Source organism: Roseovarius mucosus (genome assembly GCF_002080415.1).
In the GTDB taxonomy this organism is placed as follows: Bacteria; Pseudomonadota; Alphaproteobacteria; order Rhodobacterales; family Rhodobacteraceae; genus Roseovarius; species Roseovarius mucosus_A.
Map to the genome: position 1 here is coordinate 626,103 of NZ_CP020474.1, position 26,178 is coordinate 652,280.

Consider the following 26,178-nt stretch of genomic DNA (forward strand, 5'->3'; position numbering starts at 1 on the left):
TGCAAATCTCAGCGAACCCCAATCCCCTTAAACCCTTCTTGCCAGCCCCCTCCCCCCACCCCATATTCCCCTCATGTTGAAATTCACCCCGATCCTTCTCGCCATCCTTTACGCGCTCGCCATGTACCGCTTCTCGGTCTGGCGCACCTCGCGGGAATTGGATGCGCAATCGACCGAATTGGCCGACCCCAAGCTCAAGGCGATGACAGACCGCCTCGCCCGTGCGCTCGACCTGCCCCGCGTGCGGGTGCATATCTACGAGATTGACCCGGTAAATGGTCTGGCAGCCCCTGACGGGCGGATTTTCATCACCCGTGGTTTCTATCGCAAGTTTCAGACCGGCGAGGTTTCAGCCGAAGAAATGGCCTCGGTCATCGCGCATGAACTGGGCCATGTCGCCTTGGGGCATTCGCGCCGCCGGATGATCGACTTTTCCGGGCAGAACGCCCTGCGCACCGCCCTTGCCATGATCCTGTCGCGCTTCATACCCGGTCTGGGCGTCTGGATCGCCAATGGTCTGACCACGCTGCTCGCTGCCCGCCTCTCGCGCGGCGACGAGTATGAGGCCGATGCCTATGCCGCCGCCCTCTTGACCAAGGCGGGCATCGGCACCGCCCCGCAAAAATCGCTGTTTGAAAAACTCGAAGCGTTAACAAACGGTGCGGGCGGCGCCATGCCCGCATGGTTGCTCAGCCACCCCAAGACCGCCGAACGGATCGCCGCCATCGAAAAGCTCGAAAACCGCTGGCACCAAAGCCTGCCCTGATCCCCGTCATCCTCGGGCTTGACCCGAGGACCTCTCACCCCCAACCACCTTACAAAACCCCCGTACCAACCTTACAAACCTTACCATTCGTCACCCTTCAAATTTTTTGATCAAATTATCTTGGCAAGCCCCCCATTGCCGGGCTAGGCTGTTACAAAATCATCATCAGGACTTTCTTCCAATGGATCTTACACAGTTCCAGACCTTCCGCGTGGCTGCCTGTGACCTCAATGGCCGGATGCGCGGCAAACGCCTTCCCGCCGCCCATGCCGACAAACTCAGCACAGGTAGCGTGCGTATGCCGCTCTCATCGCTAAATCTTGATATCTTTGGGGCAGACATTGAAAACTCGCCCCTCGTTTTTGATACGGGCGACATCGACGGCGTGCTCCTGCCCACCGACCGTGGCCCGGTGCCCCTGCCCTGGCTCGAAGTGCCACAGGGCCTTGTGCCCATGGTCATGCACCACGAAGACGGCACGCCCTTTGCCGGCGATCCCCGCCACGCACTGGTCGCCGTGCTGGATCGCTACGCGGCCTACGGCTGGCATGTCGCCGCCGCGACCGAGCTAGAGTTCACCTTGGTGGACGGAAAAGGAAATACTCTCAAGAACATACGCGACCCCCGCAATGGCCGCCGCATGAAGTCTCCTGGCATTCTTTCGCTCGGCCAGATGGATGCGTTCGACGGATTTCTCAGCGCCTTGTACGACGCCGGTCTGGAAATGGGCCTTCCGGTCGAGACCGCCGTCAGCGAGGCGGGGATTGGCCAGTTCGAATTGACCCTGCATCACCAAAACGCCCTGCGCGCCGCTGATGACACATGGCTTTTCAAGACGCTTATCAAGGGCTTGGCCCGCCAACACGGCTATGTCGCCACCTTTATGGCCAAACCCTTCGAGGATGACACCGGCAACGGGATGCATATGCATTTCTCGGTGATGGACAAGGCCGGCAATAATGTTTTCAACGATGGCACAGCGGCTGGCACCGACGTCCTGCGCGCCGCCGTCGCCGGGTGTCTTGCAGCAATGCCGCCATCCACGCTGATTTTTGCGCCACATGCCAACAGTTATGCAAGACTGGTTCCCGGCGCGCATGCGCCAACCGGTGCGGGCTGGGGCTATGAGAACCGCACCACAGCGGTCCGCATTCCCGGCGGCCCGCCCGCTGCGCGCCGCATCGAGCACCGCGTTGCGGGCGGCGATATCAATCCATATCTCAGTTTTGCTGCTATTCTAGGCGCCGCGATCACCGGGATCGAAGAGGGGCTTACCCCGCCCCCGCCCATCAGCGGCAATGCCTACGAGGTCGAGATGCCGCAACTGGCCGCAGATTGGGCCACGGCAATTGACTGGTTTGAACAGGATGCCATGATGGCGCGCATCTTTCACCCCGATCTGATCCGCAACCTCGTGATGACCAAGCGTCAGGAATTGGCCTATATGTCGCCGATTCCCAAAGAAGACCACTGGAAGACCTATCTCGAAACGGTGTAGCCTGAAGGGGCAACCCCGCCTTAATTTGATCAAATCAAGAGACCGCCATGAAAATCGGCATCCTGAAAACCGGCCACGCCCCCGACATCGTCCAAGACGAGTTGGGTGACTACGAGGTGATGTTCGCCCAGCTGCTTGATGGGCACGGGTTTGAGTTCGATCATTACAACGTGGTGGATGAAGAATTCCCTACCGGACCGGACGCCGCAGACGGCTGGCTCATCACCGGCTCCAAACATGGGGCTTATGAGGACCATCCTTGGATCGCGCCGCTGGAACAGCTGATCCGCGACATCCACGCGAGCGGGCGTCCCTTGGTGGGTGTCTGCTTTGGCCATCAGATCATCGCGCAGGCCATGGGCGGCAAGGTCGAGAAATTCGGCGGCGGCTGGCAGGTGGGCGTCACCGACTATGACATCGAAGGCCAGCGCCTGCCCCTCAACGCTTGGCATCAAGATCAAGTCACGGAACTGCCCAAAGGGGCCGAAGTGGTTGGCTCAAGCGCATTTTGCGAGAATGCGGCCCTGCTCTATGGTGATCGGATCTACACGATCCAGCCGCATCCCGAGTTTACCGCCACCATGATCGACCGCCTTATTCACCACCGCGCACCCGGCGTGGTGCCCCCAGACCTGATTGCAGCGGCCAAGTCAAAACTTGACCATCCCACCGCAAATGCAACGATAGCCGCCCGCATGGCGGAGTTTTTCAAACGAGGTGCCAGCCATGGCCGATCTAAGTGAACTTACAAATTCCCTGCCCAAAACAGCCCAGACCTATCTGGAGAACCGCCGCCTAGACGAGGTGGAATGCATCATCTCGGATCTGCCCGGCATCGCACGCGGCAAGGCGGTGCCCGCCACAAAATTCGCCAGGCAGAAATACTTTCACCTGCCGGATTCCATCTTTTTCCAAACCATTACAGGCGATTGGGGCGAAGCAGCCGGCGAAGGCGGCTTTATCGAGCGCGACATGATCCTGCGCCCTGACATGTCCACCGCCACCGCCGCCCCCTGGACGGCCGACTGGACGCTGCAGGTGATCCACGACGCCTTTGACCGCGAAGGCGCGCCCATCCCCTTTTCCCCGCGCAACGTGCTGCGCCGGGTGGTCGATATGTATCACGCCCATGGCATGAACCCCGTGGTCGCCCCGGAAATGGAATTCTTCCTCGTGGCCCGCAATCTCGACCCGGCGCATGAGATCAAGCCGATGATGGGCCGCTCCGGTCGCCCCGCCGCCGCCCGTCAGGCCTATTCCATGACAGCGGTCGATGAATTCGGCCCCGTGATCGACGACATCTATGATTTCGCCGAAGCGCAAGGGTTCGAGATCGACGGCATCACCCAAGAAGGCGGGGCCGGGCAGCTGGAAATCAACCTGCGCCATGGCGATCCGATCAAACTGGCGGATGAAGTGTTTTATTTCAAACGGCTGATCCGCGAAGCCGCCCTGCGCCATGACTGTTTTGCCACCTTCATGGCCAAACCCATCGCCGACGAGCCTGGCAGTGCCATGCATATCCACCACTCGATCCTCGACATGGAAACAGGCCGCAACATTTTTGCCGGGCCACAGGGCGGTGAAACCGACGCGTTTTTCCACTTTATCGGCGGCTTGCAGAAACACCTGCCCTCGGCCATCGCGGTGCTGGCCCCCTATGTCAATTCCTACCGTCGCTACGTCAAGGATCACGCCGCGCCGATCAACCTTGCATGGGGCCGCGACAACCGCACCACGGGCATTCGCGTGCCGCTCTCGGGCCCCGAGGCGCGGCGGGTGGAAAACCGCATGGCGGGTATGGATTGCAACCCCTATCTGGGCATCGCGGCCAGCCTTGCCTGCGGTCTCTTGGGTATCCTCAACGAGGATTGGCCCGACAAACAGTTCAAAGGCGACGCCTATTCCGGTGAGCCGGATATCCCCAATGTCATGGGCGACGCGCTTGATATGTTCGAAGAGGCCAAGGCGCTGCACGAGATCCTCGGGCCGGAATTTGCCCGTGTCTACGCCATCGTGAAACGCACCGAATACGAGGAATTCCTCCAGGTCATCAGCCCATGGGAGCGTGAGCATCTCCTTCTCAACGTCTGAGCCGCGCGGCAGGGGCGTGCTAATGAGTATTTGCACCAAGAAGAAGCCATGAACCTGCTCTATTCCAACGACCGGCGCGGCAGCTATCCGCCAAGCTGGTATGCGGCTACGGCCACACCCCTGCCAGAGTTCGCGCCGTTGCGCGGCACAGAGCGGGCCGATGTCTGCGTGGTGGGCGCGGGCTATACTGGCCTTTCGGCGGCGCTACACCTTGCAGAGGCGGGATTTGATGTCGTCCTGCTCGAGGCGCAGCGCGTGGGCTTTGGCGCATCGGGGCGCAATGGCGGGCAATTGGGCAGCGGTCAGCGGATGGAACAAACCGCGCTGGAACGTCTGGTGGGCGCAGAGGATGCCCGGCACCTCTGGCAGTTGGCCGAAGAGGCCAAGGATCTGGTAAAATCCCTCGTCGCGCGACATGGAATAGACTGTCATCTAAAACCCGGTGTGGCACATGCCTGTTTCTCGGCGCGCGAAATGGCGGCGGAACACGACTATGCCGATCATCTGGCCGCGCGATACGGATATGAGCAGATCGAAAAGCTGGATGCAGCAGGCTTTGCAGCACTCTGCCCCTCGCCGGCCTATCACGGCGGCACTCTGGATATGGGGGCCGCACATTTGCACCCGCTTGGCCTTGCGCTCGGCCTCGCGCGCGCCGCTCTTGCGGCAGGCGTGCGTATCCACGAAGGCTCTGCCGTGCATCAGATCACCCGCGGTGCCAAGCTGCGCGTTGCCACCGATGCGGGATCAATCGAGGCGGATCACCTTATTTTGGCCTGCAACGGCTATCTTGGCGGGCTCGAGCGCAAGGTCGCCGCGCGGGTCATGCCGATCAACAATTTCATCGTGGCAACAGAACCTTTGGGGGATGCAGCAGCCCGCGTGCTGGCGCGCGACGTGGCGGTCGCGGATACAAAGTTCGTGGTCAATTACTTTCGCCTCAGCCATGACAAGCGCCTGCTGTTCGGTGGCGGCGAGAGTTATGGCTATCGCTTTCCCAAGGATATCCGTGCCACCGTGCGCAAACCGATGCTCGAGATTTTTCCGCATCTGCGCGACACAAAGCTCGACTATGCGTGGGGCGGCACGCTGGCCATCACGATGCGGCGGATGCCCTATCTGGCACGGCTTGCGCCTAATATTCTGACCGCTTCGGGCTATTCCGGGCATGGCGTGGGCACAGCCACCCATGCGGGCCGCCTGATGGCCGAGGCCGTACGCGGCGAGGCATCCGGGTTTGACTGCATGGCGCGCGTCCCGGCCCCGGCGTTTCCGGGGGGCACCGCCCTGCGCAGCCCACTTTTGGTGCTGGCGATGACATGGTTTTCGCTGCGCGACCGCCTCGGTCTCTGATTCAATCATCAGCGTGATATTGCCCTTTGCCCCATCGCCAGTGGGGTTTTCTTTGACAAACTGTCACAATTAACGCCTATATGTTCCGGAAACCCGAAACCTAGCTTCAGGAAATCCGAAAACATGGCCCTTGCCCCTAATGTCTATGACGCAGAACCCATCCCGGAAGCCGCCCGCGCGGAAATCGACCGGATGCTGCAATCGGGCGATCTCTTCCGGTATACCGCTCCGGAAAATGCCCCCGTAACATTGCTGGAGCGGGAGTTTGCTGCACTTCTGGGCTCGAAATACGCGCTGGCCGTGTCCTCTTGCTCGGCCGCGCTGTTTCTCTCACTCAAGGCGCTTGGCCTGCCGCGCGATGCGCGGGTCTTGATCCCCGGCTTTACCTTTGCCGCCGTCCCGTCTTCGGTGTTGCATGCCGATTGTGTGCCCGTGCTCTGTGAAGTGGGCGAGAATTATCGCATCGACATCGCCGATTTCACGGCACGTCTAGACACGGTGCAGGCGGTGATCATCAGCCATATGCGCGGCCATACCTCGGATATGGATGCGATCATGGCGCTCTGCGCAGCGCGGAACATTCCAGTGATCGAGGACGCGGCACATTCGCTTGGCACCACATGGGGCGGGCACAACATCGGCACCATCGGGCAAATCGGCTGTTTCAGCTTTCAATCCTACAAGCTGGTCAATGCTGGCGAAGGCGGGATCATGGTCAGCGACGATGCCGATCTGATCGCCCGCGCCGTCATCATGTCGGGTGCCTATGAGCACAACTGGGCCAAGCATCTGACAGCACCGGATGCAGCCCTTGAGGCGGCGTTTGCCCGTGCTCAGAACCAATTGCCGCTCTACAATCTGCGGCTCAACAACCTGTCTGCGGCAATCATCCGCCCTCAACTGGCCGAAGTGGCGCGGCGGGTGCGCGATGGGCGGGCCAACCATGACTATGTCGCGGCGCGGATCAATACCTCGCCTTGGATGCAGGTGCCCGAAAAATTACCCCGTGAAGAGCGCGCGCCAGACTCCATCCAATTCAATCTGGAGGGGATGACCGAAGACGACACCCGCGCCTTTGCCCAAGCGGCGGCGGACCGCGGCATCAAGGTGCAGGTGTTTGGCCTGAGTACCGATAATGCCCGCGCCTTTTGGAACTGGCAGTTTCTGCCGGGTGCGGCCCCAGTGCTGCCAAAAACCCGCGCGATGTTGATGCGCGCCTGCGACACCCGCCTGCCCGCGCGCCTGACCCGCCCCGATCTTGATCTGATCGCCGATGCGCTGGTCCTGGCGGCAGAGGATGTGATGGGCCGCAGCCGCGCCTACGGCACCTGACCCGAAATAAAAAAGGGCCGCCCGCACTCCACGGACGGCCCGATGGGGCTCTGCTTGCGCCTTACTCGGCTTTGCCGGCTTCGACGGAAATCTGCACCGCAACCTCGTCGCTGACGAAGGGCGTGAATTTATCCACGCCGAAATCCGAACGCAGCAGCGTTGTGGTGGCGTCAAACCCGACCCAAGGCTTGCTGTTCATCGGATGTGCATCGGCCTTTTGATTGAGGCGCGCATCGAGCACGACCGACTTGGTCACACCGTTCATGGTCAGATCGCCCGTGATGAGGGCAGTGGTGTCGCCCGTAACCTCGATCCCGGTCGAGGTGAAGGTGACCATATCGCCCTCAGTCGCGCCAAAGAAATCCTCGGACATGAAATGCTCGTCGCGCTTTTCCCAACCGGTGAACATCGACATGACCGGCATCGACACATTGACCGACGAGGCGGCCGGGTCTTCGGCGTCGAACATGATCTCACCCGCAAAGCCAGAGAACATGCCGTAGGTCGTGGAAAAGCCCAAGTGGTTGTAAGAGAACACAACCTGGCTGTGGCTCGGGTCTAGCTCATATTTTTCAGGGGCAGCAACCGCGCCAGTCGCGGTCAAAGCAAGCGCTGTGGCGAGCAGGATATTCTTCATCGGAAACCTCCAGAGGGTGAAATGTGACTTACCTGTTCACATTTGGCGCTCTGGGACCAAATCACAATCCCGTAGTTTCAAACAACCTCTGTGGATTGGCGAACACCTGCCAACATCAGGTCCCCGCTTGGTTCAGGCTGGAAAGCCCAAAGCACGACGCAGGGCCTTGGCCGTTGCACGATCCTCGATCTTCATCGCGACGATCTGACGACCGGCGGCATCGCGCGCTGTCAGCACGCGGTCCCGCATCGACAGTTCCGAAAGGCTGTCAAGATCATGGACCGCAACCCGCGCGGCCCGACCGCCCGCAACCGGGGCGATCACATGTAGGCGGCGGTTCATCACATCAACCTGAATTTCCGGCCCTGCCTGCACCGCACGCGCGCGGCTCAGACACATCAGGCCCGCGAAGAGCAGAGTTACAAAGAAAAGAAGTTTGATCATCATCATGGCAGAGTCCTGCGCGCCCGCAGAAACCAGCCAGAGACCGAAGGCCGAAAAGATGAGCGCACTGCCGCACAAGGTCTGCGTGGCGCGACCAAGATCGAGTGCCGGGGCCTCTGCCTGAGCATGGCCAGCGGTCTCGTGGTAATCGAATGGTGCGTGCGTGAACTCGCGCTCAAAATCCGGAAGGGCAACCATGGTCATACTCCTTTTCACCTCGAACAACACAACCGTGCCCACCAAATTCGTCCGTATTGCGGCAGGTCAGCGGCATTCTGCGGGCCGGATCAATGCGCCTTGCGCCGCCCTGCGGGGCGATGTATACGCGCCCAATCTTTCGCAATCGTTATGAACCGCGCAGTCTCTCGTGGATGGGGCGCGAAAGAGCCAAAGCCCGTCCTATGAAATGCGCCTTGATAGAAATGGAGTGAACATGCCGCTTTATGAGCATGTGATGATCGCGCGTCAGGACCTGTCCAGCGCGCAAGCTGAAGGCCTGATCGAGCATTTTGGTGCCGTGCTGACCGAAAATGGTGGCACACTCGTCGAGCACGAGTATTGGGGCGTCAAAACGATGGCCTACAAGATCAACAAGAACCGCAAAGGCCACTATGCCTTTCTCAAGAGCGATGCGCCCTCGAGCGCTGTGCAAGAGATGGAACGCCTGATGCGTCTGCATGACGACGTCATGCGCGTGCTGACCGTCAAGGTCGATGCGCATGAAGAGGGCCCCTCTGTTCAGATGCAGAAGCGTGACGAGCGGGGCGACCGTCCCGACCGCGGCGACCGCCCTGATCGTGGCGACCGCCCCGACCGTGGGGACCGTCCCGATCGTGGCGAACGCCGCGAACGTCGCTGATCCATCCCCTGAGACAAGGAGCATAAACCATGGCTACAAAACCGTTTTTCCGTCGCCGCAAGGTCTGTCCGTTCTCGGGCGATAGCGCGCCCAAGATCGACTACAAAGACACGCGCCTGCTGCAACGCTACATTTCCGAGCGTGGCAAAATCGTGCCGTCGCGCATCACCGCCGTTTCGGCCAAGAAGCAGCGTGAACTCGCGCGCGCCATCAAGCGTGCCCGTTTCCTCGCCCTTCTGCCCTATGCCGTGAAATAAGGAGACCTCAGATGCAAGTGATCCTTCTTGAACGCGTTGCCAAGCTTGGCCAGATGGGCGATGTCGTCGACGTCAAGCCCGGCTTTGCCCGCAACTACCTGCTGCCGCAGGGCAAGGCGCTGTCGGCTTCGGAAAAGAACATTTCCGATTTCGCAAACCGCAAGGCGCAACTTGAGGCTCAGAACCTCGAGACCCGCAAAGAAGCCGAGGCGATGGCCGACAAGCTGAACGGTCAGCAGTTCATTGTCATCCGTCAGGCCTCTGACAGCGGCGCACTCTACGGTTCGGTCAGCACCCGTGATGCGGCTGATGCCGCCACCGAGAATGGCTTTACCGTCGAGCGCAAGCAGGTTGCCCTGACCCGCCCGATCAAAGACCTTGGTCTGCATGACGTTCTCGTCACGCTGCACCCCGAGGTGGTTGCCACGATCCAGTTGAACGTTGCGCGTTCGGTCGAAGAAGCAGCCCTGCAAGCCTCTGGCAAGAGCATCCAAGATGCCGCCGCCGAGGCCGATCAGGCCGCAGACTTTGAGATTGCCGAACTGTTTGATGACATCGGTGGTGCCGCCGGCGAAGACGACGATTATTCAGATCGTCGCGACAATAACGCCTGAATTCGGCAATTGTTCTGAATAAAGTGCCGCGCAGCCCCCTGCGCGGCACAGCTATGTGACGTGGTAGTCGACAAGATGAGCCATGTAATGCTACGCTTCACGATGAGTTCACTTTTGTTTGATCGTAGTGTTTGGTGTTTTTTTGGTTCTCGCGCTGTAACCCCATCGTCATGGTCTTTGCTGACGAATGTTTCGGGGCCAACCAGTTCCCCTGTCACCACAACTCTTGGGTCCGCCCGACATGGAACATCCACACAGACTGAATAGGGCGGTGCCCCCCCACAGGCAGCACCTGTGTGTTGAAAAAATGTCCCTTGGGAAAAGCCATGAGAGTACTTGCCCCAAGTGTAGAACGGGCATGTTGTTCATCTCCATTCCCCTACCGAACAGTCCGCCCAACCTGACGAAGAGGGCACCGTAAATGATCCAGGTCGACCCCTTCAGGCAGTTTCTTGACGATCTGCGCAACAGGTTCGAGCTTGATCATGTGGCCTATGCCGGAATGAATCCGATCAGTGGGCAATCACATGGGCATATGACCTATGGCGCGGATTGGACCTCTCACTATCTCCAGCACAAGTACTACGAGATTGACCCCACCCTGCTCAAGGCGCGCCACAGTATCGCGCCGGTTGACTGGAACAGGCTGGAACGGGGGGCCGAGTTTCAAACCATTTTTCAGGCGGCTCGTGATTTCGGGATATCGGATAGAGGGCTAACGATTCCCATTCATGGCCCCTATGGTGATGTCGGCGGCCTCAGCATCAATCGCGATTGTTCTGAACGCGAATGGCAACTGTTGATCTCGGGGATCATCGGTAACCTTCAGGCAGCGGCTGTGCATATGCATGACATGGTGATTCAGTCCGATCCCCTAACCCGGATGCTGAACACTCCCTCTCTCTCGACCCGCGAGATTGAAATCCTGCAATGGACAGCAGCGGGCAAATCCCAACAGGACATCGGCGATATCCTGTCGATCTCGCACCGCACAGTCGAAGTGCACCTGCGGTCTGCGCGCCAAAAGCTCAATGCGCTGACAACTCCGCAGGCAATTGGGCGTGCGATCAACCTCGGTTTGATCTATCCGCGTTGAACGCGATCCCGCCTTTCATCAAAGGCGTAGCATTACCTTCATTTCCAAACATTTTTTCACACTTTGGTGCGTGTTCGTGCGCACCGCTACGGGATTTCCCCAATGGTATACTTCGTGGAATTTACTAACCTCAAGATTGCCGAATACACCACTCACACGGGACACGCCACTTTTGGGGAGACGCAACGATGATTTTGGTAATTGATGCCATCAATAAGGACAGGTTCAGCCATGTGCTGGATGAGATGTTCAAACTGCGCGCACGAGTCTTTGGGGATCGACTCGGTTGGCAGGTTGAAGTGAAGGATGGTCGCGAGCGCGATCTGTTCGATGACCTGAACCCGGCCTACGCCGTGGGTCTCGACGATGAAGGAAATGTCGTATCCTGCGTGCGCGCGCTGCAGACCACTGGTCCGCACATGCTGGCCGATGTCTTTGCCGATATCCTCGATGGCGAGCCGCCATTGCGCAGCGCAACCCTTTGGGAGTCCACTCGCTTCTGCGTCGACACACGTCGCCTCGGGCGCGGACGTGATCGCAACTCGGTCTCTTACGCGACCTGCGAACTGATGATCGCCTCACTCGAAGCGGCAAAACGTGCGGGTGTTTCGGACATTGTGACCGTGATTGATCCGGTGATGGACCGGGTCCTGAAACGCTCAGGCAACGCGCCCTATGACTATGTCGGCAAGACTGCCGATATGGGCAAGGTTCCCGCCCTCGCGGCATTGCTGGATTGCACGGACGAGCGAATCGACCGCATCCGCGCCTTTGGCGGAGTTGAGGGAGACGTTTTTATCAGCGATGACGCGGCGCTCGCACTGCCAGCGATTGCAGGCCACGTCACACCGAAAACACCACTCGAGCAATATTGCGATGAGCAAATTGCCTCGGCAACCTCGGAAAAAGAGCGGATTGCCGCTCTGCGGCTCAAGGCCGCTCTTGAGGACAAGATTCGTTCGCGCATGGATCAACGTGCCTGACCCCCAGGGGCGCGCGATCCTGACTGACGACCGGCACTGTCGTCTACGTCACTTGCGCTAGAACGAAGAGGGCCGCCCCACTTCTCCCCGGGGCGGCCCTTCATTTTTTTCCAGAACGTGTCTGGCGATTACTCGTCGTTCATCGCTTCGATGGCTTTCTCAAGCTCTTCCTTGGACAGCTCTTTATCCGTCACCTCAGCCAGTTCGACCACATAGTCGATGACCTTGTCTTCGAAGATGGGCGCGCGCAGCTGCTGGCGCATTTGCGGGTTCTTCTGCACGAATTCAAAGAACTCCCGCTCGTGGCCCGGATATTGGCGCGCTTGGTTCATAACCGCTTGCGTCATTTCCGCATCCGAGACCTGCACTTCAGCCTTCTGCCCCAACTCTGCGAGCAAGAGACCAAGGCGGACACGCCGCTCTGCAAGCTTGGTATGCTCTTCGGTCACGTCGATCTCGGGGTGATCATGGCCCTGCACGTCAGGGTTTTCCTCATGCCAAAGCTGATGCGCGATCTGCTTGGCCTCGGCGTCCACCATGCTTGGCGGCAAATCAAAGCTGACCTTCTCGTCCAACTGATCCAGAACATGACGCTTGAGGATCGCACGTGCTGCCCCAGCATATTCCATCTCAAGACGCTCGGAGATCTGAGTTTTGAGCGCAGCCAAGTCTTCGGCACCGTATTTTTGCGCCAACTCGTCGTTGATCTCAGCGGCTACAGGCTCTTTCACTGCTTTGACAGTGCAATCGAACACAGCCTCTTTACCCGCCAAATGCGCGGCCTGATAGGCCTCGGGGAAGGTCACGGTCACAGCCTTGACCTCTTCAACCTTGACGCCCACCAGCTGCTCTTCAAAGCCGGGGATAAAGCTGCCCGAGCCAATGACCAGCGGATAATCTTCGGCGCTGCCGCCGTCAAAAGCTTCGCCATCGACCTTGCCAACAAAGTCGATCACAACCTGATCGCCGTCTTTGGATTTGGAGCCTTTTTTGCGATCCTTGAAATCCTGCGCATTCTCGGCAAGGTTCTTGAGCGCCTCATCAACGGCGGCATCATCGGCTTTGGCGACCAGACGCTCCAGCTTCAGTGACTTGAGGTCGACATCGGGAATCGCGGGCAGAGCCTCGTAGCTCAGGACGATTTCAACATCGTCGCCCTCTTTCCAGTCTTGATTGGCCATTTTGACATCAGGTTCGAACGCCGGGCGCTCGCCCTTGGCTTCGAAATGCGCCTTCATCGCGTCATCGACGCTTTCTTGCATAGCTTCGCCCAGCACGCGCTGGCCAAACTGCTTTTTCAAGAGCGGCAGCGGCACCTTGCCCTTGCGGAACCCCTTGATCTCGATATCCGGCTGGGCCTCCTTGAGCTTGGCGTTTACCTTCTCGTCCAGATCCTTGGCTGACAAGATCATCTTGTAGCCGCGCTTCAGCCCTTCGTTCAGGGTCTCGGTGACCTGCATTTTCGTCCTCTCATATGCATCGGGCCGCGGAGGCGTCCGCGGCGGTCAAAATCACGCGTGTTCTATTGAGGCCCCCGCCAACGTGCAAGGGGAATCCGGCCTGATTTCGCCGGTCTGTTGGTGCGGGTGGAGGGACTTGAACCCCCACGCCTTGCGGCGCCAGAACCTAAATCTGGTGCGTCTACCAATTTCGCCACACCCGCATCCGTCGCGCGCCCTTTCAGGCCGCTGGCGCGGTGTCTAGCAAAGCGTCTCGCCGGATGCGAGAGGAAAATTAAGCTTGGCTTGACAGGATCATGACGAAAAAAAGCAGGACATAAACCCAATCTTGCCATATTCTGGATGTAATCTGAGGCAGAAAACAAGCGAGACACGCCATGAAACCGAAAACGGTCGGGCGGTCAGATGGCGGATTGGCCGTCTTTCCACCTGTGGACACATGCGGCCTGTTGGCCGACAGCATCATTCTCACCCTCGATGGCGAGCGGCGCGTTGCCGATTTGAATGTCGGGGATCGTGTGATCACCCGCGATAGCGGCACGGCGGTCTTGCGTGGCATCGCTCGGCACAGGCTGCGCACGGCGGCGGTGCGGATCATGGCGGGCACGCTCGGGCATACCCGGCCCGAACGGGATGTGACCCTGCCTGCTGGCCAGCTTTTGCTTGTGCGCGACTGGCGCGCTAAGGCGCTCTTTGGCGACACTCAGGCGCTCGTGCCCGCGACACGGCTGGTGGATGGCGAGTTTGTGACGCTTGAGGCGGCGCAGGAAATGACGCTCTTCAGCTTCGATTTCGCAGCCCCCCACATCCTCTATGTCGACGGGTTGGAATTGGCCAGCAACGCCGACATGCGGCTTGACGCCCGCGCGGCCTGATCCGGCAACGCGCGCAGCACTTTGGGCAGGACCTCGGGTAGGTCCTCGGCAATCAGGCCGGGGCCAAAGCAGCGCGCACATTCGCCATGTAGCCACGCCGCTGTTTCGGCGGCTTGCATCGGGGGAAACCCACGGGCCAGCAACCCGGCGACAAACCCCGCCAGCACATCGCCTGCGCCAGCCGTAGCCAGCCATGGCGCTGCACGCCCATAGGCCGCCGCATGAATGGCGCAGGCGCCATCTGGCGCAGCAATCACGGTATCGGCCCCTTTCAAAAGGACGACACAGCCCGCCCGCTTGGCGGCCTCTCGGGTGGCCTCAACCTTGGAATAGGCAGGGCCTTGTGTGGCAGGCGCGGCCAAACGCGCGGCAATATCGGGAAAGAGCCGCGCGAATTCGCCACCATGCGGCGTCAAAACACAGCCCTCGTGCAGCAAGCCAAAGAGAGTCTCAGGGGCATCGGCAAAAGCGGTCAGCGCATCGGCATCAAGAACCACGCGCGGGGCGCTTTCATGGCGCAGCACCACCGGCACCAAGTCGCGCGCCCGCGCTGTGCCCATTCCTGGCCCCAAGCAGAGCGCAGTAATGCGCTTGTCTGTCAGCGCGGCGTACAAAGTTTTGCCATCTTCAATCCGGCGCAACATCAGCGCGGTGATTTGGGCAGCCACTTCCATCTGTGCCGAGGGCGGCACGCCAAGGGTCACCACCCCTGCCCCAATGCGAAGCGCCGCGCGCGCAGCCAAACGCGCCGCGCCGGTCGTGCCCGCACCACCCGTCAGGATCAGCGCATGACCATGGCCAAACTTATGTGCTGTTTCTGCCTTGGTAAGGCTTTGCGCGTCCGGGGGCGCGACCAGCCTGACCGCGCCCCCAGCCTGCGCCGCAAGAGCAATGTCCGCCACCATGACCCGACCACAGACCGCGGGCCCATCCGCCAGCACATGACCCAGCTTGGGCGCGTGAAACGTAACCGTAAGCGCCGCCCGGACCGCGTTTGAAACTGTGCCCAACACCCGCCCACTGTCGCTGCACAGCCCAGAGGGCAGATCCACGGCCACAACACGTGCCGCCACTTGGTTCAAGCCTTGCTGCGCCACGCCCTCTAGCGGTCGTCGCAGACCGGTGCCGAACAGCGCATCGACCATCAACGCGACCTTGAGCCCCTCGACAGAGGCCTGCGCAAGATCATGCACAGATCCCATGGCGCACCACCGATCATGGTTGATCCGTGCATCCGGTGGCAGCCGCTCCGGATCACCATAAAGGTAGACACCCACCTCCCAGCCCCACGCCTTTAAAAGCCGCGCGATGACAAAACCGTCGCCGCCATTGTTACCCGGTCCGCACAGAACCGCCGCAGTTTGTGGCGTTTGCGCAAGTTCCGGCCATTCAGCGAACACCGCGTCGACCACGGCACGTCCCGCGCGCTCCATTAGATCAAGCCCAGTTACTCCGCCCGACTCGATGGCCACCTGTTCCCGCGCGCGCATTTCAGTGGCTGTCAGAATTTCTAGCATACCGGGCCCCTCTGCGTTTTATTTTCGATGCTTTTTTCGGCATTTTGCCTAAAAGTTAGGCAATTACTTCTTTGAACCCGTCCGGGGCGCTGCAAAATCCAGCTTAACCGATTGAGCCTCCTGCTGAGAAGTGGTCTGCACGTTCCGAACGTAACCGCGAGAGGCCGAGCCGATGAAAAAGATCGAAGCGATTATCAAACCCTTCAAACTCGACGAGGTGAAAGAGGCGCTTCAGGAAGCTGGCATTCAGGGCCTCTCGGTGATCGAGGTCAAGGGTTTTGGTCGTCAAAAGGGCCATACCGAGCTGTATCGTGGTGCCGAATACGTGGTCGATTTTCTTCCCAAGGTGAAAATCGACGTCGTGCTCGATGACGATCAGGTGGACGCGGCCATTGCAGCGATCATCGACGCGGCCAAAACCGACAAGATTGGCGACGGCAAGATTTTCGTCAGCCCCGTCGAGCAAGCCATTCGCATCCGCACCGGTGAGTCCGGTTCGGACGCGCTCTGAAATCTACCCTAACAAGAAAAGGACAAGAGAATGAGCAAAGACGCAGTTCTCAAGCTGATCAAGGATGAGGATGTTGACTACGTCGATATCCGGTTCACCGACGTGCGCGGTAAACTTCAGCATGTGACCGTGGTCGCGGACCTGGTCGATGAGGATTTCCTCGAAGAAGGCTTTATGTTCGACGGATCGTCGATCTCTGGCTGGAAGTCGATCGAGGCTTCCGACATGAAGCTGATGCCCGACACCGAGAGTGCATATGTCGATCCGTTCTACGCGGAAAAGACACTTTGCATCCATTGCTCGGTTGTTGAACCCGACACCGGCGAATCCTACGATCGCGATCCGCGCGGCACGGCAGAAAAAGCCGAGGCATATCTCAAGTCGTCCGGTATCGGCGATGTGGCCTATTTTGGCCCCGAAGCTGAATTCTTCATCTTTGACGATGTGCGCTTCTCGAACACCATCAACAAAGTCTCGTATCAGGTAGACGCTGTTGATGCGTCTTGGAACAGTGACACCGAATACGAGATGGGCAACACCGGCCATCGTCCGGGCCTCAAGGGCGGGTATTTCCCGGTAAACCCGATCGACGACGCCCAAGACCTGCGCGCCGAAATGCTCTCGACCATGAAGCGGATTGGCATGAAGGTGGATAAGCACCACCATGAAGTCGCAAGCTGCCAGCACGAACTGGGTCTGATTTTCGGCACGCTGACCAAGCAGGCCGACGAGATTCAGAAATACAAATACATCATTCACAACGTGGCGCATGCCTATGGCAAATCCGCCACCTTCATGCCCAAGCCGATCTATGGCGACAACGGGTCGGGCATGCACGTGAACATGTCGATCTGGAAAGATGGCAAGCCGCTTTTTGCCGGTGACAAATATGCCGACCTCAGCCAAGAGGCGCTGTATTTCATCGGTGGCATTCTCAAGCATGCCAAGACGCTGAACGCCTTCACCAACCCCGGCACCAACAGCTACAAGCGGTTGATCCCCGGTTTCGAGGCCCCCGTTCTGCGCGCCTATTCGGCCCGCAACCGTTCGGGTTGCGTCCGTATTCCGTGGACCGAAAGCCCCAAGGCCAAGCGCGTAGAGGCCCGTTTCCCCGATCCGAGCGCAAACCCCTATCTGGCGTTTTCCGCTCTGCTCATGGCTGGCCTCGACGGTATCAAATCCAAGATTGATCCCGGCGAAGCCATGGACAAGAACCTCTATGACCTGCCCGCCGAAGAGCTGAAAGACATCCCGACCGTCTGTGGTTCTCTGCGCGAAGCATTGGAATGTCTGGCCGCTGATCACGATTTCCTGCTGGCAGGCGACGTGTTCACCAAAGACCAGATCGAGGCCTACATCGCGCTCAAGATGGACGAAGTCCACAAATACGAGCACACACCGCACCCTGTCGAATTCGGCATGTATTACAGCTGCTGATTGCACAGCTTGTGATTGTAAATTCTGGGCATCCCTTTCGGGGTGCCCTTTTTTTATGCCTTTCACCGTTGCGTGTTTGGCATCAATCTCAGCATTTTTGACGAATTGCCCAAATTAATCCTCATTTGAAACAAATCGGCTCCACCTTCGGTTGTCATAGATAGATCACTCACAACGCAGATAATGGAACCTCCCATGGCCAATTCCACTCATAGGGTAACGGCAGGGCTAGTATTTCTCGGTACGAGAAACTTCGACATCGTCAGGATCGGCAACCGGATCAGCATGGTCCTTGACTGGCTAGATGAGCAGACAACAGGCTTGCGTATTCTTTCTGATTGCGAGGCAAACCTGAATTCTGATCATTTTGTTCTGCGGATTGAAATCCAGCAAGACCACAAGCTTAGCGCTTTGTCTCAGCCCGCTGAGCACTTTCTCGCGCTGAGCCTTTTGCAAACCGATCCAGAGGCACCGCCCCAGACCCAATTGGCGCTGTCGGTCATGGCACATGTTCTGCGGGCGCTGCACAGCACGCTCGCCCCGGACTTTGTGCAATGGATTCACCCGCTGGCCCTGCTCAGTCATGCCGAGTTTCTCGAGGCTGTCACCTTTCAGGACGAGTATGAGCCAGCCGCACCACAAGCTGAAATCGTGCCGCACCCCAAAGCCGCCGCAGCGCGTTGTCGCTTGCCAGACATCGAACTTACGCATCAAGCGCTGCATGCACGCTATGTCTCAGAGAGCGACGCCGCTCCGGAGGATCATGTAACTGGCGCGTTGCGTGCGGTTTTTCGCGATAGTCTTGAAACAACGCCCGCCGCCACAATACAAACTGACAGCATCCGCGAGAGCACAGCCCCCCTGCGCCTGAGCGTCTGGATATTGACGATCACGCTGGGGCTCTTTGCTCTTCCGGTTGCTGCCGCGCTCGCCATTGTCAACCTCATGCGCGGCGAGAACTTGCGTCTCGCCTCTCAGACGGCGGCGATGACCGGCTTGTTCCTCACCCTGCAGGTCAATGGCGCGACAGCCCAAGCTCTGCAGGCCATGCAGGACCTTTTGGGATGACCTCGACCGGAAAATTCCCCGCAGAGGCGCACTTGTGGCGCGCGCGTGGCGCGTTACACTCCAATCGAAAGCTATTTCACGGGAGATTGTAATGTTCACGACCATGATGCGCCCCCTTCAGCCACTCACCATGGCTCTTGGTTTCGGCCTGCTGGCCACGAGCGCGCTCGCCGCGCCCTGTGGCAACAGTGCGGACGGCTTCTCAAATTGGAAGGCCGCCTTTGCCAAGGAGGCTGCCGCCGAGGGCGTTGGCCCAAGAGGGCTCGAGGCCTTGGCCGGGGCGCAATATGCCAGCAGCACCATTGCGGCGGACCGCAACCAAAAAAGCTTCAAGTACAGTCTTGAGAAATTCATGCAGGTTCGCGGGGCCCCCACCATTGTGGCCCAAGGTCGCAAGCGGCGCGCACAGGATGCCGCCTTTTACGACGCGTTAGAGCGTCAATATGGCGTCCCAGCCGGGGTGCTCCTTGCTATTCACGGCATGGAAACCGGCTTTGGTGGGTTCATGGGGGATAGTGCCGTTGTTTCGGCCATCGTCACACTGACCTATGATTGCCGCCGCTCTGATTTCTTTCGGCCCCATGCCGTTGGCGCGCTGAAGTTGGTGGATCGTGGCGCAATCACCGCCCAGACCAAGGGGGCAAAACACGGCGAGTTGGGGCATACCCAGTTCTTGCCGGGCAATGCCCTAAACTACGGGGTTGATGCCAATGGCGACGGGCGGGTGGATTTCTACAATCTGACCGACGCGCTTGCGTCAACCGCGAACTTCCTGCGCCAAAAAGGCTGGCAACCCGGACAGGGCTATCAGGAAGGTCAACCGAATTTCGCCGTGATCCAGCAATGGAACGCCGCCGGGGTCTATCAAAAAGCGATTGCCCTGATGGCCGCGCAAATCGACGGGGGCTGACGCACAATCGTCCGCCCTCTCCTACAGTAAACGTGCCAAGTATGTCCGGTTTCATCTGAACCCTCTCAAGAACGGGGCATGAAATGAGCAGACAGAATTACGGTCAGATCGCCGCGCTGGAGTTTTTCGATCCTCCAGAAATGGACTTTCCCGACATTGTCGAGGAGTTTGACATCGCGTCTCAGCGTCTTGCGCCGCAGTTGCGCCGCCTGACATGGGATGGCGAGGATATCGCGCTGATTGATCGGGACGCAGTGCGCATAGCACTTGGCTGGCTTCCGGCCCAAGGCTTCGACCAGCCCAGTTATCTGGTGCTGGCCGTGGGGCCGCGCAACGCCAAGCGCAACATCACGCTTGATCCAGAAGCCTATGAGATGCTCACCCGGCGTCTTGTCGAACGGGTGCGCGGCTATCTGCCGTTTGACGCGGTCCTGCACGGTGCCGCGAACCGCCCCATCAGCAGCGCGCTGCTCGACATGACATTCGAGCTGCTGTCCGGTTGCGCCAATGAGGCCACGCAGCATCGCCGCCCAACCCCGGCCCCGCGACAATCCAAACCCCGCCGTCAAGAGCATAGAGGCCAGAGCAGCGCGCGGCCCAAACATCCCATCCCCGAGGATGCAGTGGACGCACGATTGGCGGTGCCAGAGGCCTCTTTGCCAATGCGGCTGACGATTGTCACCTTTGGCCTTACGCTCTTTTTGCATGTGCCGCCGCTTGGTGCAGCACTTTTGGCCTATACCACCCTACGGGAGGCACAGCCGCTCTTGAGCTGATCTGGCATCCCAAAGACCGACTCAGCAGCCGTCCTTGCGCGCCAAAACGTAGGTATGGATCGAAAACACGCAAGCTCGCGTTTGCGGCAGGCGCAAGACGCATTGGCGTTCACTGCGCAAATAGGGATACGCAGCCTCTGCGCTCGGTTGCACCCTCGATCGGGGCTGATGCAAGGTTGGATCGGCATAGCGCAAGGCATTGAACCGCCAAAGCGGCCGCCCCTCCTGCACCCCATCAAAGAGCCGCTGCACCCGGCGCGCAAGAGCCTCATCATAAGTCTTGACCGGCACGTGAATGGTCGTCAGGGGCCGACCAATCTTGTCCGCAAGGTGCCAGCTTGCCGGAAAGCACAGAACTGCGGCGGTCAAAACATGCTCATCGCCCCGCCGTTCCATGAGGCAAAGATCCTCTTGCACCAGTTGCCCCAAAGTCCCCATGGGATCAGTGCGATCAATCGGCACAATGACACCATCGGGGCGCTGCACTTGCTTTGCGGAAACACCATAGGCTTGGCCGTATTCCTGCAACCAATCCAGCACAAATTGCAAAAGCTCGTCCGCCGCAGGACCCGCCCCGTCTGTGACCGCCAGAACCTCGGCGCGCTGTTCGGACAAAAGACGGGCACGCTCGGCCATCTGACCGGCAAAGGCCTCATCGACCTGCAACCAGTCGGCCATCAAGAGCGGGGAAATACCCGGCAGGGCATGCGCGGCCTCGGGATCATAGGGCAATCGGGTCTGAAGAATCTCTGTCATACCGCAAACTTAGCCAAGCGCCTGCGCCGCCGCATCCGCAAAATCGTCTGAACGATGATAGCGCGTCTCCATCCGGTAATCCTTGCGCGGGCCGCGCACATGCCACGTGACCGTAAAGGCGGGCCAATCCGCAAAATCGTAATGCCCGTCATACTGATCCGGATCACACCAATGCGCGGTCGGCCCGCCCTGAGCCGGCACTGTGTGAAAAAACCGCCCATCCTCGAACCAGACGGACAGATCCACGGACCACAGATAGCGCCGCTCAGCCAGAAACCGTGCGCCTGTCTCCAGCACCATCTCGCCGGTCTCATGATAGGCCAAACCTTTGGGCTGCGGTTTCCAGACGGCGCGCCCGCTGAACCGAGCCGAAGCGCCATCCTCATGTTGAATGACCCGCTCAAGCGTCCAGACGCCTGTAAAATCATCAAGGGTGATGGTGTGTGTCATGGTCTATCCCCTGCGGCAGTCCGCGGCGATTCGCAAGCCAACTGGCCAAGCGGCCGCTCACGACAATGGACGCCACCGTTCGAGCGGCATAAGATCGCGAGGTATCTGCAGGAGAGGCCATGAACACGACGCGGCATACCGACCCCAACCCGCAGGCAACACCGGGCGAGCAAATCCTGTTGGCACAGTTGCATCAGGTGCAACGCGCGCTGGAGCATGCCTATGCCGAACGGCAACGGCAAGAGGCAGAAACCGCCGCCTGTGCGCAGAGGGTCCAAACACTTGAGGCCGAATTGAACCAAGCGCAGGCGCATCTAAACGCTGTTCTGGCCTCGCGCAGTTGGCGCATTACGGCCCCCTTACGGCGCCTGCTCACGCGCGGAAAATGATGCCGGATCAGATCAGCGCAGCAAGGTTGCGCGTCAACGCCTGCGCCAAGCGCTCGTATTCCGCGCAAAGTAGGGATGGCGTGTTGAACAGCGCCGCCATCCGCGCCTGCGCCTCGCAATAGGCGGACAAGGTCTGTGGATCGGCTGTAAACCCGGCTATCCGCTCTGCCGCCGCCTCTGGCGTCAGACCGTTGAGGTTGACAAATGCCCCCTGCGGCAGCAGGTCATGAACCCGGTGATCCGCCCCCGCGACATAGAGCGGCACAGCGCCAATCGCGAGGCTGTCGAACAGCTTTTCCGTGATATAGGACCGGTGATAGGTGTTCTCGACCGCCGAAAGCACAGCGCAGCGACCGCGCAGATCAAGGTATTTCTCAAGATGCCAATCCGGCAGGGTCTGCCTGCGCGGCAGCACATTCCACCCGGCCCCCATCCGCAACAGCCGCTCGCCGGTGCAGGCCAATGCCAGCCGTGTCCGCCAACGCCCCAGGCCGTAAAACCCGGCCTCAGGAAAGGCCGCATCAAAGCGCGGCTCGTCCCGGTATTCGGCGACAAAGGCCATATCCCATTTTACTGCAGCGAACCGCGCCGTCCAATCCTCTTGTGACAGACGCGCGTTTTCCGCGAACCAACACCCATAGCGCGTGGGATAGGCGTAATCCGTCAAAAGGAAGTAGGGAATCCGCTCAAACTCATAGATGTCGGATGTCACATGGTTGAGGAAAACATAGGGCAAAGGCCCCGCTTCAGTCTCAACGACCTGCGCAGGGGTGAGCGGATCTTTGGCCCAGACACAATCCCAAAGTGGTTCTTCTGACAAGAGCACAAGGCGCTGATGCGCCGCCAGTCGTGGCGCTAACGCCTCGGCATGGCGATCGAGGTCCTTGGTATGGGCAAGCAGAATGATATCCGCCGCATCAAACGTATCCGTGACCGTAATCGCGGGCGCGCAGGCCCGGCGAATGGGATCATAGGCCAAGGGCTGACGGTGCGCATAATCGCCAAAGGGATGCACCTTGATTGTCAATACCCGCCCTTTGGTTCCGGTAAACTGGCGCCTAAGATACCCATCGAACCACAAAGGCGCAACGCCGATCCGGGCCTGTGCTGCATGTCAGGATCTGTGCGATCAACAAGCCCGAAACAAGGCTTGACCATCTGACCAACAGACCCTGACAGCCCGCAACAGCCGCCTCAGCGGATCATTTCGATGCGTGCGCCCGGAAATTGCGCCACGACCGCAAGGGTCTCTTCGCGCGGGATGAGCGCAAGCGCGGTCGACAGGCCATCCGCAACAGCAGCTCTGGGTGCTGAGACTGTGATGATGGAGTGAAAAGGCGTATGCCCGTCGGGGCAAACAACGTGATCCCCCCCACCGGGGCGAAGCCCGCCAAACGGTCGCGTTGTAGACACAGCCCGGTTGCGCAGGACGATATGATCCTCATAGGCCCCGTCCGTGGCAAAGATCCGCGCCTGCCAAGGTCTGTGCAAGGGGCACTGGCCAATACCCTGCAATTCCCCAATATCAAGCATCACATCCGTCAAGCCACGGGCACGCATGAGGTCGGCGATCTTGTCGTTGATATAGCCCTGAGCGATACCATTCAGCGTCAGCGCCATGCCTGTCTTGGCAAAACAGATTTCGCGCGGGTCAATGTAAACCTTGTCCCAGCCAATCAACCCAAAAACCTTGGCGCGCGCGTGTCCAAATGTGCCGACCTCAAGCAGAGGCAGAACCGTGGGATCAAACACTCCGCCCGATGCGTGGTGCAGTCGGTCCGCCAATAGCAGCACGTCGAGCAATTCGGGCGGGGGCGCGACCAAACGACCAGAGCGGTTGAGCCAGCTCAAGGAACTGTCGGGGCGAAAGAGGCTGAATATCTGTTCAAGACGCTCCAACTCGGCCTCAATGGCCGCAAAGACTGGGCGCGCCGCGTCAGGGGAAAGACCCGCAATGGCAAGGCGAGCCGGTGCGCCCATGGCGCGACCCTGCCAATGCGCAGTTTGCGCAGCCATGGCGGCAGAGGGGGCCGCAAGAGCGGCAGCAGTAATACTGAGGAAACGGCGGCGGGTCGTGATCATGGCGTTCTCTTTATAAAAATCATTTTCAGGGCAAGACCCTCGTTCGCGATACCCACACCCGAACCACTCATGACACTTGCAAAACGAACACCACACATTGGGCCTGTGTCGACCCTAGGCGGCTTCCAAATGGTGAAACTTGATCGAGGTCAACTTTTGCAGAGCGCAGGAAAAAAAAGATGACTTAAAAGGGTTCTTTTTGCACGTACTGCAAGAGTACTACTGCCGAAAGGCGGGTAAACGTCGACGCAGTATAAGCGCCAAGGCGATTCCCATCGCGGCACCCAGCCCGTCCGCCACGAAATCCGCCCATTCCGCTCCGCGTCCGAAATGCGGCTGAACAATCTCGATCAGGCCGCCATAAGACAAAGCCACAAGCCAAATCAGCGCCCAACTCCGCGGTTGCGCCATCGTGATCGGAATAACCAAAGCGGCAAACGCCACAAGATGCGCCAACTTATCCAGCCCAAGAAGCGGTGAGTGCCCCCCAGTGGAGGGCATCAGAGTTGTAACGCCGATTGCAAGCGTCATCAGGGCCGTCAGGATTTTTACCATTCTTGCGCATAGCCCCAACATCTTGGCGCTTCAAGGGCGCGCGTCAGAAGTCGAAGAGATCCTCAAGAAAGCCGCCACGCTTTTTGCGGGGGCGTTGTCCGCGATCGTCTTGGTCGCGCGACTCGTACGCTGGGGCCGCAGTCGCAGGCACCGAGGCGGAGCGATCAATGATCTTGTCCAACTCGCCCCGGTCCAACCAGACACCCCGGCACTGTGGACAATAGTCGATCTCGACCCCGGCGCGTTCCGCCAGAACCAGTTGCGTGCCGTCGATTGGACATTGCATGGGCGCTCTCCTTTTGTTGCCTTGTGTGGCATGTGGGGTCGCACCGCTGACGGTGCAACCCAGAGCGCAAACATCCCGCCACTCAGCGGATTACATGCACCGCACAGGCCGCATGGCGCACCACCTTGGCGGCAGTAGAACCCAGCAAAAGATCCTGCATACCGGGCCGATGGCTGGCAATCACGATACAGTCGGGAGTGTGGGCCTCGGCCCAGTCGAGGATGGTACGCCCCGAATGCCCCTCTACCACATGGGCAGAGGCATTGGGCAAAGAGGCGGCGATTTCGGCCAGTTCAACCTCGATTGCCTTGCGCGCCTCGTTCACATAGCCTTGGGGCAGATAAGAAATTGCATAGCCCGGTACCTGCTCGATCACATGCAAGAGGCTGATGCGTCCCGTCTCTCCCGCCAAAAGCCGCGCGGCACGTAGCGCTGCATTCGAATCGCGGTCCTGATCAAAGGATACGGGAACCAGAATATGTGCATACATGGGCTGTCCTTTTCTATTGGATAGGCCCATCATCCCCTAGGGGACAGCGCTCTGCCATGATCCAGATCAGGCCCGGTTCAGTTCTGCATGTCGCGCACCTGCGCCGCAATTTGTGCCGCCCAATCGCCAATGATCGGCAAAAACTCGATCTGGCTGAGGGCCCAGATCATCACCGACAAAAGCACCGTTGCCCCCAGCACCGTGCCAAGCCCGGCGGCAAGCCCCCGCACCAAGCTGAAGGCCAACATGCGCGGCACGGAATTGTGGACACGGATAAAGCGATGTGCATTCAGCGTCTGCAATTCGCGGCGCAGGGCTGCCACCTCGCGTGTCAACTCGTCGGTCGGCCTGTTGTCTTGCGTCATCCGAAGGTTGCCACCACGTCATACATGACCGGCTCGAACCCTTTGCAGAGTGCACTGATTTCGCGATTGCGGGCGCGCATCTCATCACTGCGTAGCATCGCCTGAAAATCTGAGCGCGCGCGCCATTGCGAGTAATTGGCGATACGGGTTTGGGCATCGTTGACATGCAGACCCGCAGCAATGAATCCCGGTTGTTGCGAGATAAAGTCACGATAGGCGGCGGTCAGCAAATCCATCAGATCCTGGCAGGTGCCCGGCGTCACCTCAAAGGTGGTGAGCACGGTCTGATGGTCGGTGTCGGTGGTGATATGGGGCATG

Annotated in this window: 31 protein-coding genes and 1 tRNA gene; 18 read left to right on the forward strand and 14 right to left on the reverse strand. The window is 59.4% G+C overall.

The features are described from left to right. The first annotated feature begins 73 nt into the window (after positions 1 to 73). The 6 genes from ROSMUCSMR3_RS02980 (at position 74) to ROSMUCSMR3_RS03005 (ending at position 7,043) form a co-directional block, all read left to right on the forward strand. On the forward strand, positions 74 to 766 hold the full coding sequence (locus ROSMUCSMR3_RS02980; RefSeq protein WP_008282284.1) for a M48 family metallopeptidase: 693 nt from the start codon (positions 74 to 76) through the stop codon (positions 764 to 766). A gap of 181 nt (positions 767 to 947) precedes the next feature. Then, positions 948 to 2,264, forward strand: a complete 1,317-nt coding sequence (locus ROSMUCSMR3_RS02985) for a glutamine synthetase family protein (RefSeq protein ID WP_081506400.1) — start codon at positions 948 to 950, stop codon at positions 2,262 to 2,264. A gap of 47 nt (positions 2,265 to 2,311) precedes the next feature. Next, positions 2,312 to 3,007 carry a type 1 glutamine amidotransferase gene (locus ROSMUCSMR3_RS02990; protein WP_008282286.1) on the forward strand — a complete coding sequence of 232 codons (696 nt, stop codon included), beginning with the start codon at positions 2,312 to 2,314 and terminating at the stop codon, positions 3,005 to 3,007. Next, the gene (locus ROSMUCSMR3_RS02995) at positions 2,991 to 4,358 is read left to right on the forward strand and encodes a glutamine synthetase family protein (RefSeq protein ID WP_008282287.1); all 1,368 of its coding nucleotides are present in this window, start codon (positions 2,991 to 2,993) and stop codon (positions 4,356 to 4,358) included. Before ROSMUCSMR3_RS02990 ends, ROSMUCSMR3_RS02995 begins: the two co-directional genes overlap by 17 nt. A gap of 48 nt (positions 4,359 to 4,406) precedes the next feature. Continuing rightward, complete coding sequence (locus tag ROSMUCSMR3_RS03000) at positions 4,407 to 5,711, forward strand: NAD(P)/FAD-dependent oxidoreductase (protein WP_081506401.1); 1,305 nt, start codon at positions 4,407 to 4,409, stop codon at positions 5,709 to 5,711. Positions 5,712 to 5,834: 123 nt separating this feature from the next. Next, positions 5,835 to 7,043, forward strand: a complete 1,209-nt coding sequence (locus ROSMUCSMR3_RS03005; RefSeq protein WP_081506402.1) for a DegT/DnrJ/EryC1/StrS family aminotransferase — start codon at positions 5,835 to 5,837, stop codon at positions 7,041 to 7,043. A gap of 61 nt (positions 7,044 to 7,104) precedes the next feature. On the opposite strand, the gene ROSMUCSMR3_RS03010 is transcribed toward ROSMUCSMR3_RS03005, so the two are convergent. Beyond that, a complete protein-coding gene (locus ROSMUCSMR3_RS03010; protein WP_008282290.1) occupies positions 7,105 to 7,680 on the reverse strand; it encodes a YceI family protein in 576 nt (191 codons plus the stop codon). A 132-nt stretch (positions 7,681 to 7,812) separates the two neighbouring features. Then, positions 7,813 to 8,322, reverse strand: coding sequence for a hypothetical protein (locus ROSMUCSMR3_RS03015; protein ID WP_237183528.1), 510 nt, complete (start codon positions 8,320 to 8,322; stop codon positions 7,813 to 7,815). Between the two features lie 235 nt (positions 8,323 to 8,557). Between ROSMUCSMR3_RS03015 and rpsF the strand changes: the two genes are divergently transcribed. From rpsF to ROSMUCSMR3_RS03040, 5 genes are all read left to right on the forward strand, one after another. After that, complete coding sequence (rpsF, locus tag ROSMUCSMR3_RS03020; RefSeq protein ID WP_008282292.1) at positions 8,558 to 8,983, forward strand: 30S ribosomal protein S6; 426 nt, start codon at positions 8,558 to 8,560, stop codon at positions 8,981 to 8,983. A 29-nt stretch (positions 8,984 to 9,012) separates the two neighbouring features. After that, on the forward strand, positions 9,013 to 9,240 hold the full coding sequence (gene rpsR / locus ROSMUCSMR3_RS03025) for a 30S ribosomal protein S18 (protein ID WP_008282293.1): 228 nt from the start codon (positions 9,013 to 9,015) through the stop codon (positions 9,238 to 9,240). An 11-nt stretch (positions 9,241 to 9,251) separates the two neighbouring features. Continuing rightward, positions 9,252 to 9,854 (forward strand): 50S ribosomal protein L9, encoded by a 603-nt coding sequence (gene rplI, locus ROSMUCSMR3_RS03030; RefSeq protein WP_081506404.1) that lies wholly within the window; start codon positions 9,252 to 9,254, stop codon positions 9,852 to 9,854. A gap of 421 nt (positions 9,855 to 10,275) precedes the next feature. Beyond that, positions 10,276 to 10,950, forward strand: a complete 675-nt coding sequence (locus ROSMUCSMR3_RS03035) for a LuxR family transcriptional regulator (RefSeq protein WP_008282295.1) — start codon at positions 10,276 to 10,278, stop codon at positions 10,948 to 10,950. A 188-nt stretch (positions 10,951 to 11,138) separates the two neighbouring features. Beyond that, positions 11,139 to 11,933, forward strand: coding sequence for an acyl-homoserine-lactone synthase (locus ROSMUCSMR3_RS03040; protein WP_081506405.1), 795 nt, complete (start codon positions 11,139 to 11,141; stop codon positions 11,931 to 11,933). A gap of 128 nt (positions 11,934 to 12,061) precedes the next feature. Here the strand turns inward: ROSMUCSMR3_RS03040 and tig are convergent, their stop codons facing one another. Then, entirely contained in the window at positions 12,062 to 13,393 is a 1,332-nt protein-coding gene (tig, locus tag ROSMUCSMR3_RS03045; RefSeq protein ID WP_081506406.1) for a trigger factor, read from the reverse strand. Positions 13,394 to 13,511: 118 nt separating this feature from the next. Next, positions 13,512 to 13,596, reverse strand: a tRNA-Leu gene (locus ROSMUCSMR3_RS03050). Between the two features lie 174 nt (positions 13,597 to 13,770). Between ROSMUCSMR3_RS03050 and ROSMUCSMR3_RS03055 the strand changes: the two genes are divergently transcribed. After that, a complete protein-coding gene (locus ROSMUCSMR3_RS03055) occupies positions 13,771 to 14,268 on the forward strand; it encodes a Hint domain-containing protein (protein ID WP_081506407.1) in 498 nt (165 codons plus the stop codon). Here the strand turns inward: ROSMUCSMR3_RS03055 and ROSMUCSMR3_RS03060 are convergent. Further along, positions 14,205 to 15,785, reverse strand: coding sequence for an NAD(P)H-hydrate dehydratase (locus tag ROSMUCSMR3_RS03060; RefSeq protein WP_081506408.1), 1,581 nt, complete (start codon positions 15,783 to 15,785; stop codon positions 14,205 to 14,207). The two genes, ROSMUCSMR3_RS03055 and ROSMUCSMR3_RS03060, sit on opposite strands and share 64 nt — an antisense overlap. A 172-nt stretch (positions 15,786 to 15,957) precedes the next feature. On the opposite strand from ROSMUCSMR3_RS03060, the gene ROSMUCSMR3_RS03065 reads away from it, so the two are divergent. The 5 genes from ROSMUCSMR3_RS03065 (at position 15,958) to ROSMUCSMR3_RS03085 (ending at position 20,487) form a co-directional block, all read left to right on the forward strand. Then, the gene (locus ROSMUCSMR3_RS03065; protein WP_008282302.1) at positions 15,958 to 16,296 is read left to right on the forward strand and encodes a P-II family nitrogen regulator; all 339 of its coding nucleotides are present in this window, start codon (positions 15,958 to 15,960) and stop codon (positions 16,294 to 16,296) included. Positions 16,297 to 16,326: 30 nt separating this feature from the next. Next, positions 16,327 to 17,733 carry a type I glutamate--ammonia ligase gene (gene glnA / locus ROSMUCSMR3_RS03070; protein ID WP_081506409.1) on the forward strand — a complete coding sequence of 469 codons (1,407 nt, stop codon included), beginning with the start codon at positions 16,327 to 16,329 and terminating at the stop codon, positions 17,731 to 17,733. A gap of 195 nt (positions 17,734 to 17,928) precedes the next feature. Then, complete coding sequence (locus tag ROSMUCSMR3_RS03075; protein ID WP_237183529.1) at positions 17,929 to 18,801, forward strand: hypothetical protein; 873 nt, start codon at positions 17,929 to 17,931, stop codon at positions 18,799 to 18,801. Between the two features lie 106 nt (positions 18,802 to 18,907). Beyond that, positions 18,908 to 19,711 carry a lytic murein transglycosylase gene (locus ROSMUCSMR3_RS03080; protein WP_081508536.1) on the forward strand — a complete coding sequence of 268 codons (804 nt, stop codon included), beginning with the start codon at positions 18,908 to 18,910 and terminating at the stop codon, positions 19,709 to 19,711. An 83-nt stretch (positions 19,712 to 19,794) separates the two neighbouring features. Continuing rightward, positions 19,795 to 20,487, forward strand: coding sequence for a hypothetical protein (locus ROSMUCSMR3_RS03085; RefSeq protein ID WP_081506411.1), 693 nt, complete (start codon positions 19,795 to 19,797; stop codon positions 20,485 to 20,487). A 21-nt stretch (positions 20,488 to 20,508) separates the two neighbouring features. On the opposite strand, the gene ROSMUCSMR3_RS03090 is transcribed toward ROSMUCSMR3_RS03085, so the two are convergent. Beyond that, the gene (locus ROSMUCSMR3_RS03090) at positions 20,509 to 21,243 is read right to left on the reverse strand and encodes a heme-dependent oxidative N-demethylase family protein (RefSeq protein ID WP_081506412.1); all 735 of its coding nucleotides are present in this window, start codon (positions 21,241 to 21,243) and stop codon (positions 20,509 to 20,511) included. A 9-nt stretch (positions 21,244 to 21,252) separates the two neighbouring features. Then, positions 21,253 to 21,693 carry a DUF6314 family protein gene (locus tag ROSMUCSMR3_RS03095; protein WP_081506413.1) on the reverse strand — a complete coding sequence of 147 codons (441 nt, stop codon included), beginning with the start codon at positions 21,691 to 21,693 and terminating at the stop codon, positions 21,253 to 21,255. 119 nt (positions 21,694 to 21,812) lie between these two features. Between ROSMUCSMR3_RS03095 and ROSMUCSMR3_RS03100 the strand changes: the two genes are divergently transcribed. After that, the gene (locus tag ROSMUCSMR3_RS03100) at positions 21,813 to 22,082 is read left to right on the forward strand and encodes a hypothetical protein (RefSeq protein ID WP_081506414.1); all 270 of its coding nucleotides are present in this window, start codon (positions 21,813 to 21,815) and stop codon (positions 22,080 to 22,082) included. Positions 22,083 to 22,089: 7 nt separating this feature from the next. Here the strand turns inward: ROSMUCSMR3_RS03100 and ROSMUCSMR3_RS03105 are convergent, their stop codons facing one another. The 7 genes from ROSMUCSMR3_RS03105 to ROSMUCSMR3_RS03135 form a co-directional block, all read right to left on the reverse strand. Continuing rightward, positions 22,090 to 23,109, reverse strand: coding sequence for a glycosyltransferase family 10 domain-containing protein (locus ROSMUCSMR3_RS03105; protein WP_081506415.1), 1,020 nt, complete (start codon positions 23,107 to 23,109; stop codon positions 22,090 to 22,092). Positions 23,110 to 23,276: 167 nt separating this feature from the next. After that, complete coding sequence (locus ROSMUCSMR3_RS03110) at positions 23,277 to 24,164, reverse strand: FAD:protein FMN transferase (RefSeq protein WP_081506416.1); 888 nt, start codon at positions 24,162 to 24,164, stop codon at positions 23,277 to 23,279. 219 nt (positions 24,165 to 24,383) lie between these two features. After that, the gene (locus ROSMUCSMR3_RS03115) at positions 24,384 to 24,695 is read right to left on the reverse strand and encodes a VanZ family protein (RefSeq protein ID WP_237183530.1); all 312 of its coding nucleotides are present in this window, start codon (positions 24,693 to 24,695) and stop codon (positions 24,384 to 24,386) included. Between the two features lie 67 nt (positions 24,696 to 24,762). Further along, complete coding sequence (locus ROSMUCSMR3_RS03120; RefSeq protein ID WP_081506418.1) at positions 24,763 to 25,005, reverse strand: zf-TFIIB domain-containing protein; 243 nt, start codon at positions 25,003 to 25,005, stop codon at positions 24,763 to 24,765. A gap of 82 nt (positions 25,006 to 25,087) precedes the next feature. Further along, positions 25,088 to 25,495, reverse strand: coding sequence for a universal stress protein (locus ROSMUCSMR3_RS03125; RefSeq protein ID WP_081506419.1), 408 nt, complete (start codon positions 25,493 to 25,495; stop codon positions 25,088 to 25,090). Positions 25,496 to 25,572: 77 nt separating this feature from the next. Continuing rightward, positions 25,573 to 25,860 (reverse strand): DUF5665 domain-containing protein, encoded by a 288-nt coding sequence (locus ROSMUCSMR3_RS03130; protein WP_008282317.1) that lies wholly within the window; start codon positions 25,858 to 25,860, stop codon positions 25,573 to 25,575. Next, positions 25,857 to 26,177, reverse strand: coding sequence for an antibiotic biosynthesis monooxygenase family protein (locus ROSMUCSMR3_RS03135; RefSeq protein WP_008282318.1), 321 nt, complete (start codon positions 26,175 to 26,177; stop codon positions 25,857 to 25,859). Before ROSMUCSMR3_RS03135 ends, ROSMUCSMR3_RS03130 begins: the two co-directional genes overlap by 4 nt. Between the last annotated feature and the right edge of the window lies 1 nt (position 26,178).

What these genes read in the sequence shown, in the direction of transcription:
- ROSMUCSMR3_RS02980 (WP_008282284.1), top strand. Translation starts at nt 74, where the DNA reads ATGTTGAAATTCACCCCGATCCTTCTCGCCATCCTTTACGCGCTCGCC.
- ROSMUCSMR3_RS02985 (WP_081506400.1), top strand. Translation starts at nt 948, where the DNA reads ATGGATCTTACACAGTTCCAGACCTTCCGCGTGGCTGCCTGTGACCTC.
- ROSMUCSMR3_RS02990 (WP_008282286.1), top strand. Translation starts at nt 2,312, where the DNA reads ATGAAAATCGGCATCCTGAAAACCGGCCACGCCCCCGACATCGTCCAA.
- ROSMUCSMR3_RS02995 (WP_008282287.1), top strand. Translation starts at nt 2,991, where the DNA reads ATGGCCGATCTAAGTGAACTTACAAATTCCCTGCCCAAAACAGCCCAG.
- ROSMUCSMR3_RS03000 (WP_081506401.1), top strand. Translation starts at nt 4,407, where the DNA reads ATGAACCTGCTCTATTCCAACGACCGGCGCGGCAGCTATCCGCCAAGC.
- ROSMUCSMR3_RS03005 (WP_081506402.1), top strand. Translation starts at nt 5,835, where the DNA reads ATGGCCCTTGCCCCTAATGTCTATGACGCAGAACCCATCCCGGAAGCC.
- ROSMUCSMR3_RS03010 (WP_008282290.1), bottom strand. Translation starts at nt 7,680, where the DNA reads ATGAAGAATATCCTGCTCGCCACAGCGCTTGCTTTGACCGCGACTGGC.
- ROSMUCSMR3_RS03015 (WP_237183528.1), bottom strand. Translation starts at nt 8,322, where the DNA reads ATGGTTGCCCTTCCGGATTTTGAGCGCGAGTTCACGCACGCACCATTC.
- rpsF (WP_008282292.1), top strand. Translation starts at nt 8,558, where the DNA reads ATGCCGCTTTATGAGCATGTGATGATCGCGCGTCAGGACCTGTCCAGC.
- rpsR (WP_008282293.1), top strand. Translation starts at nt 9,013, where the DNA reads ATGGCTACAAAACCGTTTTTCCGTCGCCGCAAGGTCTGTCCGTTCTCG.
- rplI (WP_081506404.1), top strand. Translation starts at nt 9,252, where the DNA reads ATGCAAGTGATCCTTCTTGAACGCGTTGCCAAGCTTGGCCAGATGGGC.
- ROSMUCSMR3_RS03035 (WP_008282295.1), top strand. Translation starts at nt 10,276, where the DNA reads ATGATCCAGGTCGACCCCTTCAGGCAGTTTCTTGACGATCTGCGCAAC.
- ROSMUCSMR3_RS03040 (WP_081506405.1), top strand. Translation starts at nt 11,139, where the DNA reads ATGATTTTGGTAATTGATGCCATCAATAAGGACAGGTTCAGCCATGTG.
- tig (WP_081506406.1), bottom strand. Translation starts at nt 13,393, where the DNA reads ATGCAGGTCACCGAGACCCTGAACGAAGGGCTGAAGCGCGGCTACAAG.
- ROSMUCSMR3_RS03055 (WP_081506407.1), top strand. Translation starts at nt 13,771, where the DNA reads ATGAAACCGAAAACGGTCGGGCGGTCAGATGGCGGATTGGCCGTCTTT.
- ROSMUCSMR3_RS03060 (WP_081506408.1), bottom strand. Translation starts at nt 15,785, where the DNA reads ATGCTAGAAATTCTGACAGCCACTGAAATGCGCGCGCGGGAACAGGTG.
- ROSMUCSMR3_RS03065 (WP_008282302.1), top strand. Translation starts at nt 15,958, where the DNA reads ATGAAAAAGATCGAAGCGATTATCAAACCCTTCAAACTCGACGAGGTG.
- glnA (WP_081506409.1), top strand. Translation starts at nt 16,327, where the DNA reads ATGAGCAAAGACGCAGTTCTCAAGCTGATCAAGGATGAGGATGTTGAC.
- ROSMUCSMR3_RS03075 (WP_237183529.1), top strand. Translation starts at nt 17,929, where the DNA reads ATGGCCAATTCCACTCATAGGGTAACGGCAGGGCTAGTATTTCTCGGT.
- ROSMUCSMR3_RS03080 (WP_081508536.1), top strand. Translation starts at nt 18,908, where the DNA reads ATGCGCCCCCTTCAGCCACTCACCATGGCTCTTGGTTTCGGCCTGCTG.
- ROSMUCSMR3_RS03085 (WP_081506411.1), top strand. Translation starts at nt 19,795, where the DNA reads ATGAGCAGACAGAATTACGGTCAGATCGCCGCGCTGGAGTTTTTCGAT.
- ROSMUCSMR3_RS03090 (WP_081506412.1), bottom strand. Translation starts at nt 21,243, where the DNA reads ATGACAGAGATTCTTCAGACCCGATTGCCCTATGATCCCGAGGCCGCG.
- ROSMUCSMR3_RS03095 (WP_081506413.1), bottom strand. Translation starts at nt 21,693, where the DNA reads ATGACACACACCATCACCCTTGATGATTTTACAGGCGTCTGGACGCTT.
- ROSMUCSMR3_RS03100 (WP_081506414.1), top strand. Translation starts at nt 21,813, where the DNA reads ATGAACACGACGCGGCATACCGACCCCAACCCGCAGGCAACACCGGGC.
- ROSMUCSMR3_RS03110 (WP_081506416.1), bottom strand. Translation starts at nt 24,164, where the DNA reads ATGATCACGACCCGCCGCCGTTTCCTCAGTATTACTGCTGCCGCTCTT.
- ROSMUCSMR3_RS03115 (WP_237183530.1), bottom strand. Translation starts at nt 24,695, where the DNA reads ATGACGCTTGCAATCGGCGTTACAACTCTGATGCCCTCCACTGGGGGG.
- ROSMUCSMR3_RS03120 (WP_081506418.1), bottom strand. Translation starts at nt 25,005, where the DNA reads ATGCAATGTCCAATCGACGGCACGCAACTGGTTCTGGCGGAACGCGCC.
- ROSMUCSMR3_RS03125 (WP_081506419.1), bottom strand. Translation starts at nt 25,495, where the DNA reads ATGTATGCACATATTCTGGTTCCCGTATCCTTTGATCAGGACCGCGAT.
- ROSMUCSMR3_RS03130 (WP_008282317.1), bottom strand. Translation starts at nt 25,860, where the DNA reads ATGACGCAAGACAACAGGCCGACCGACGAGTTGACACGCGAGGTGGCA.
- ROSMUCSMR3_RS03135 (WP_008282318.1), bottom strand. Translation starts at nt 26,177, where the DNA reads ATGCCCCATATCACCACCGACACCGACCATCAGACCGTGCTCACCACC.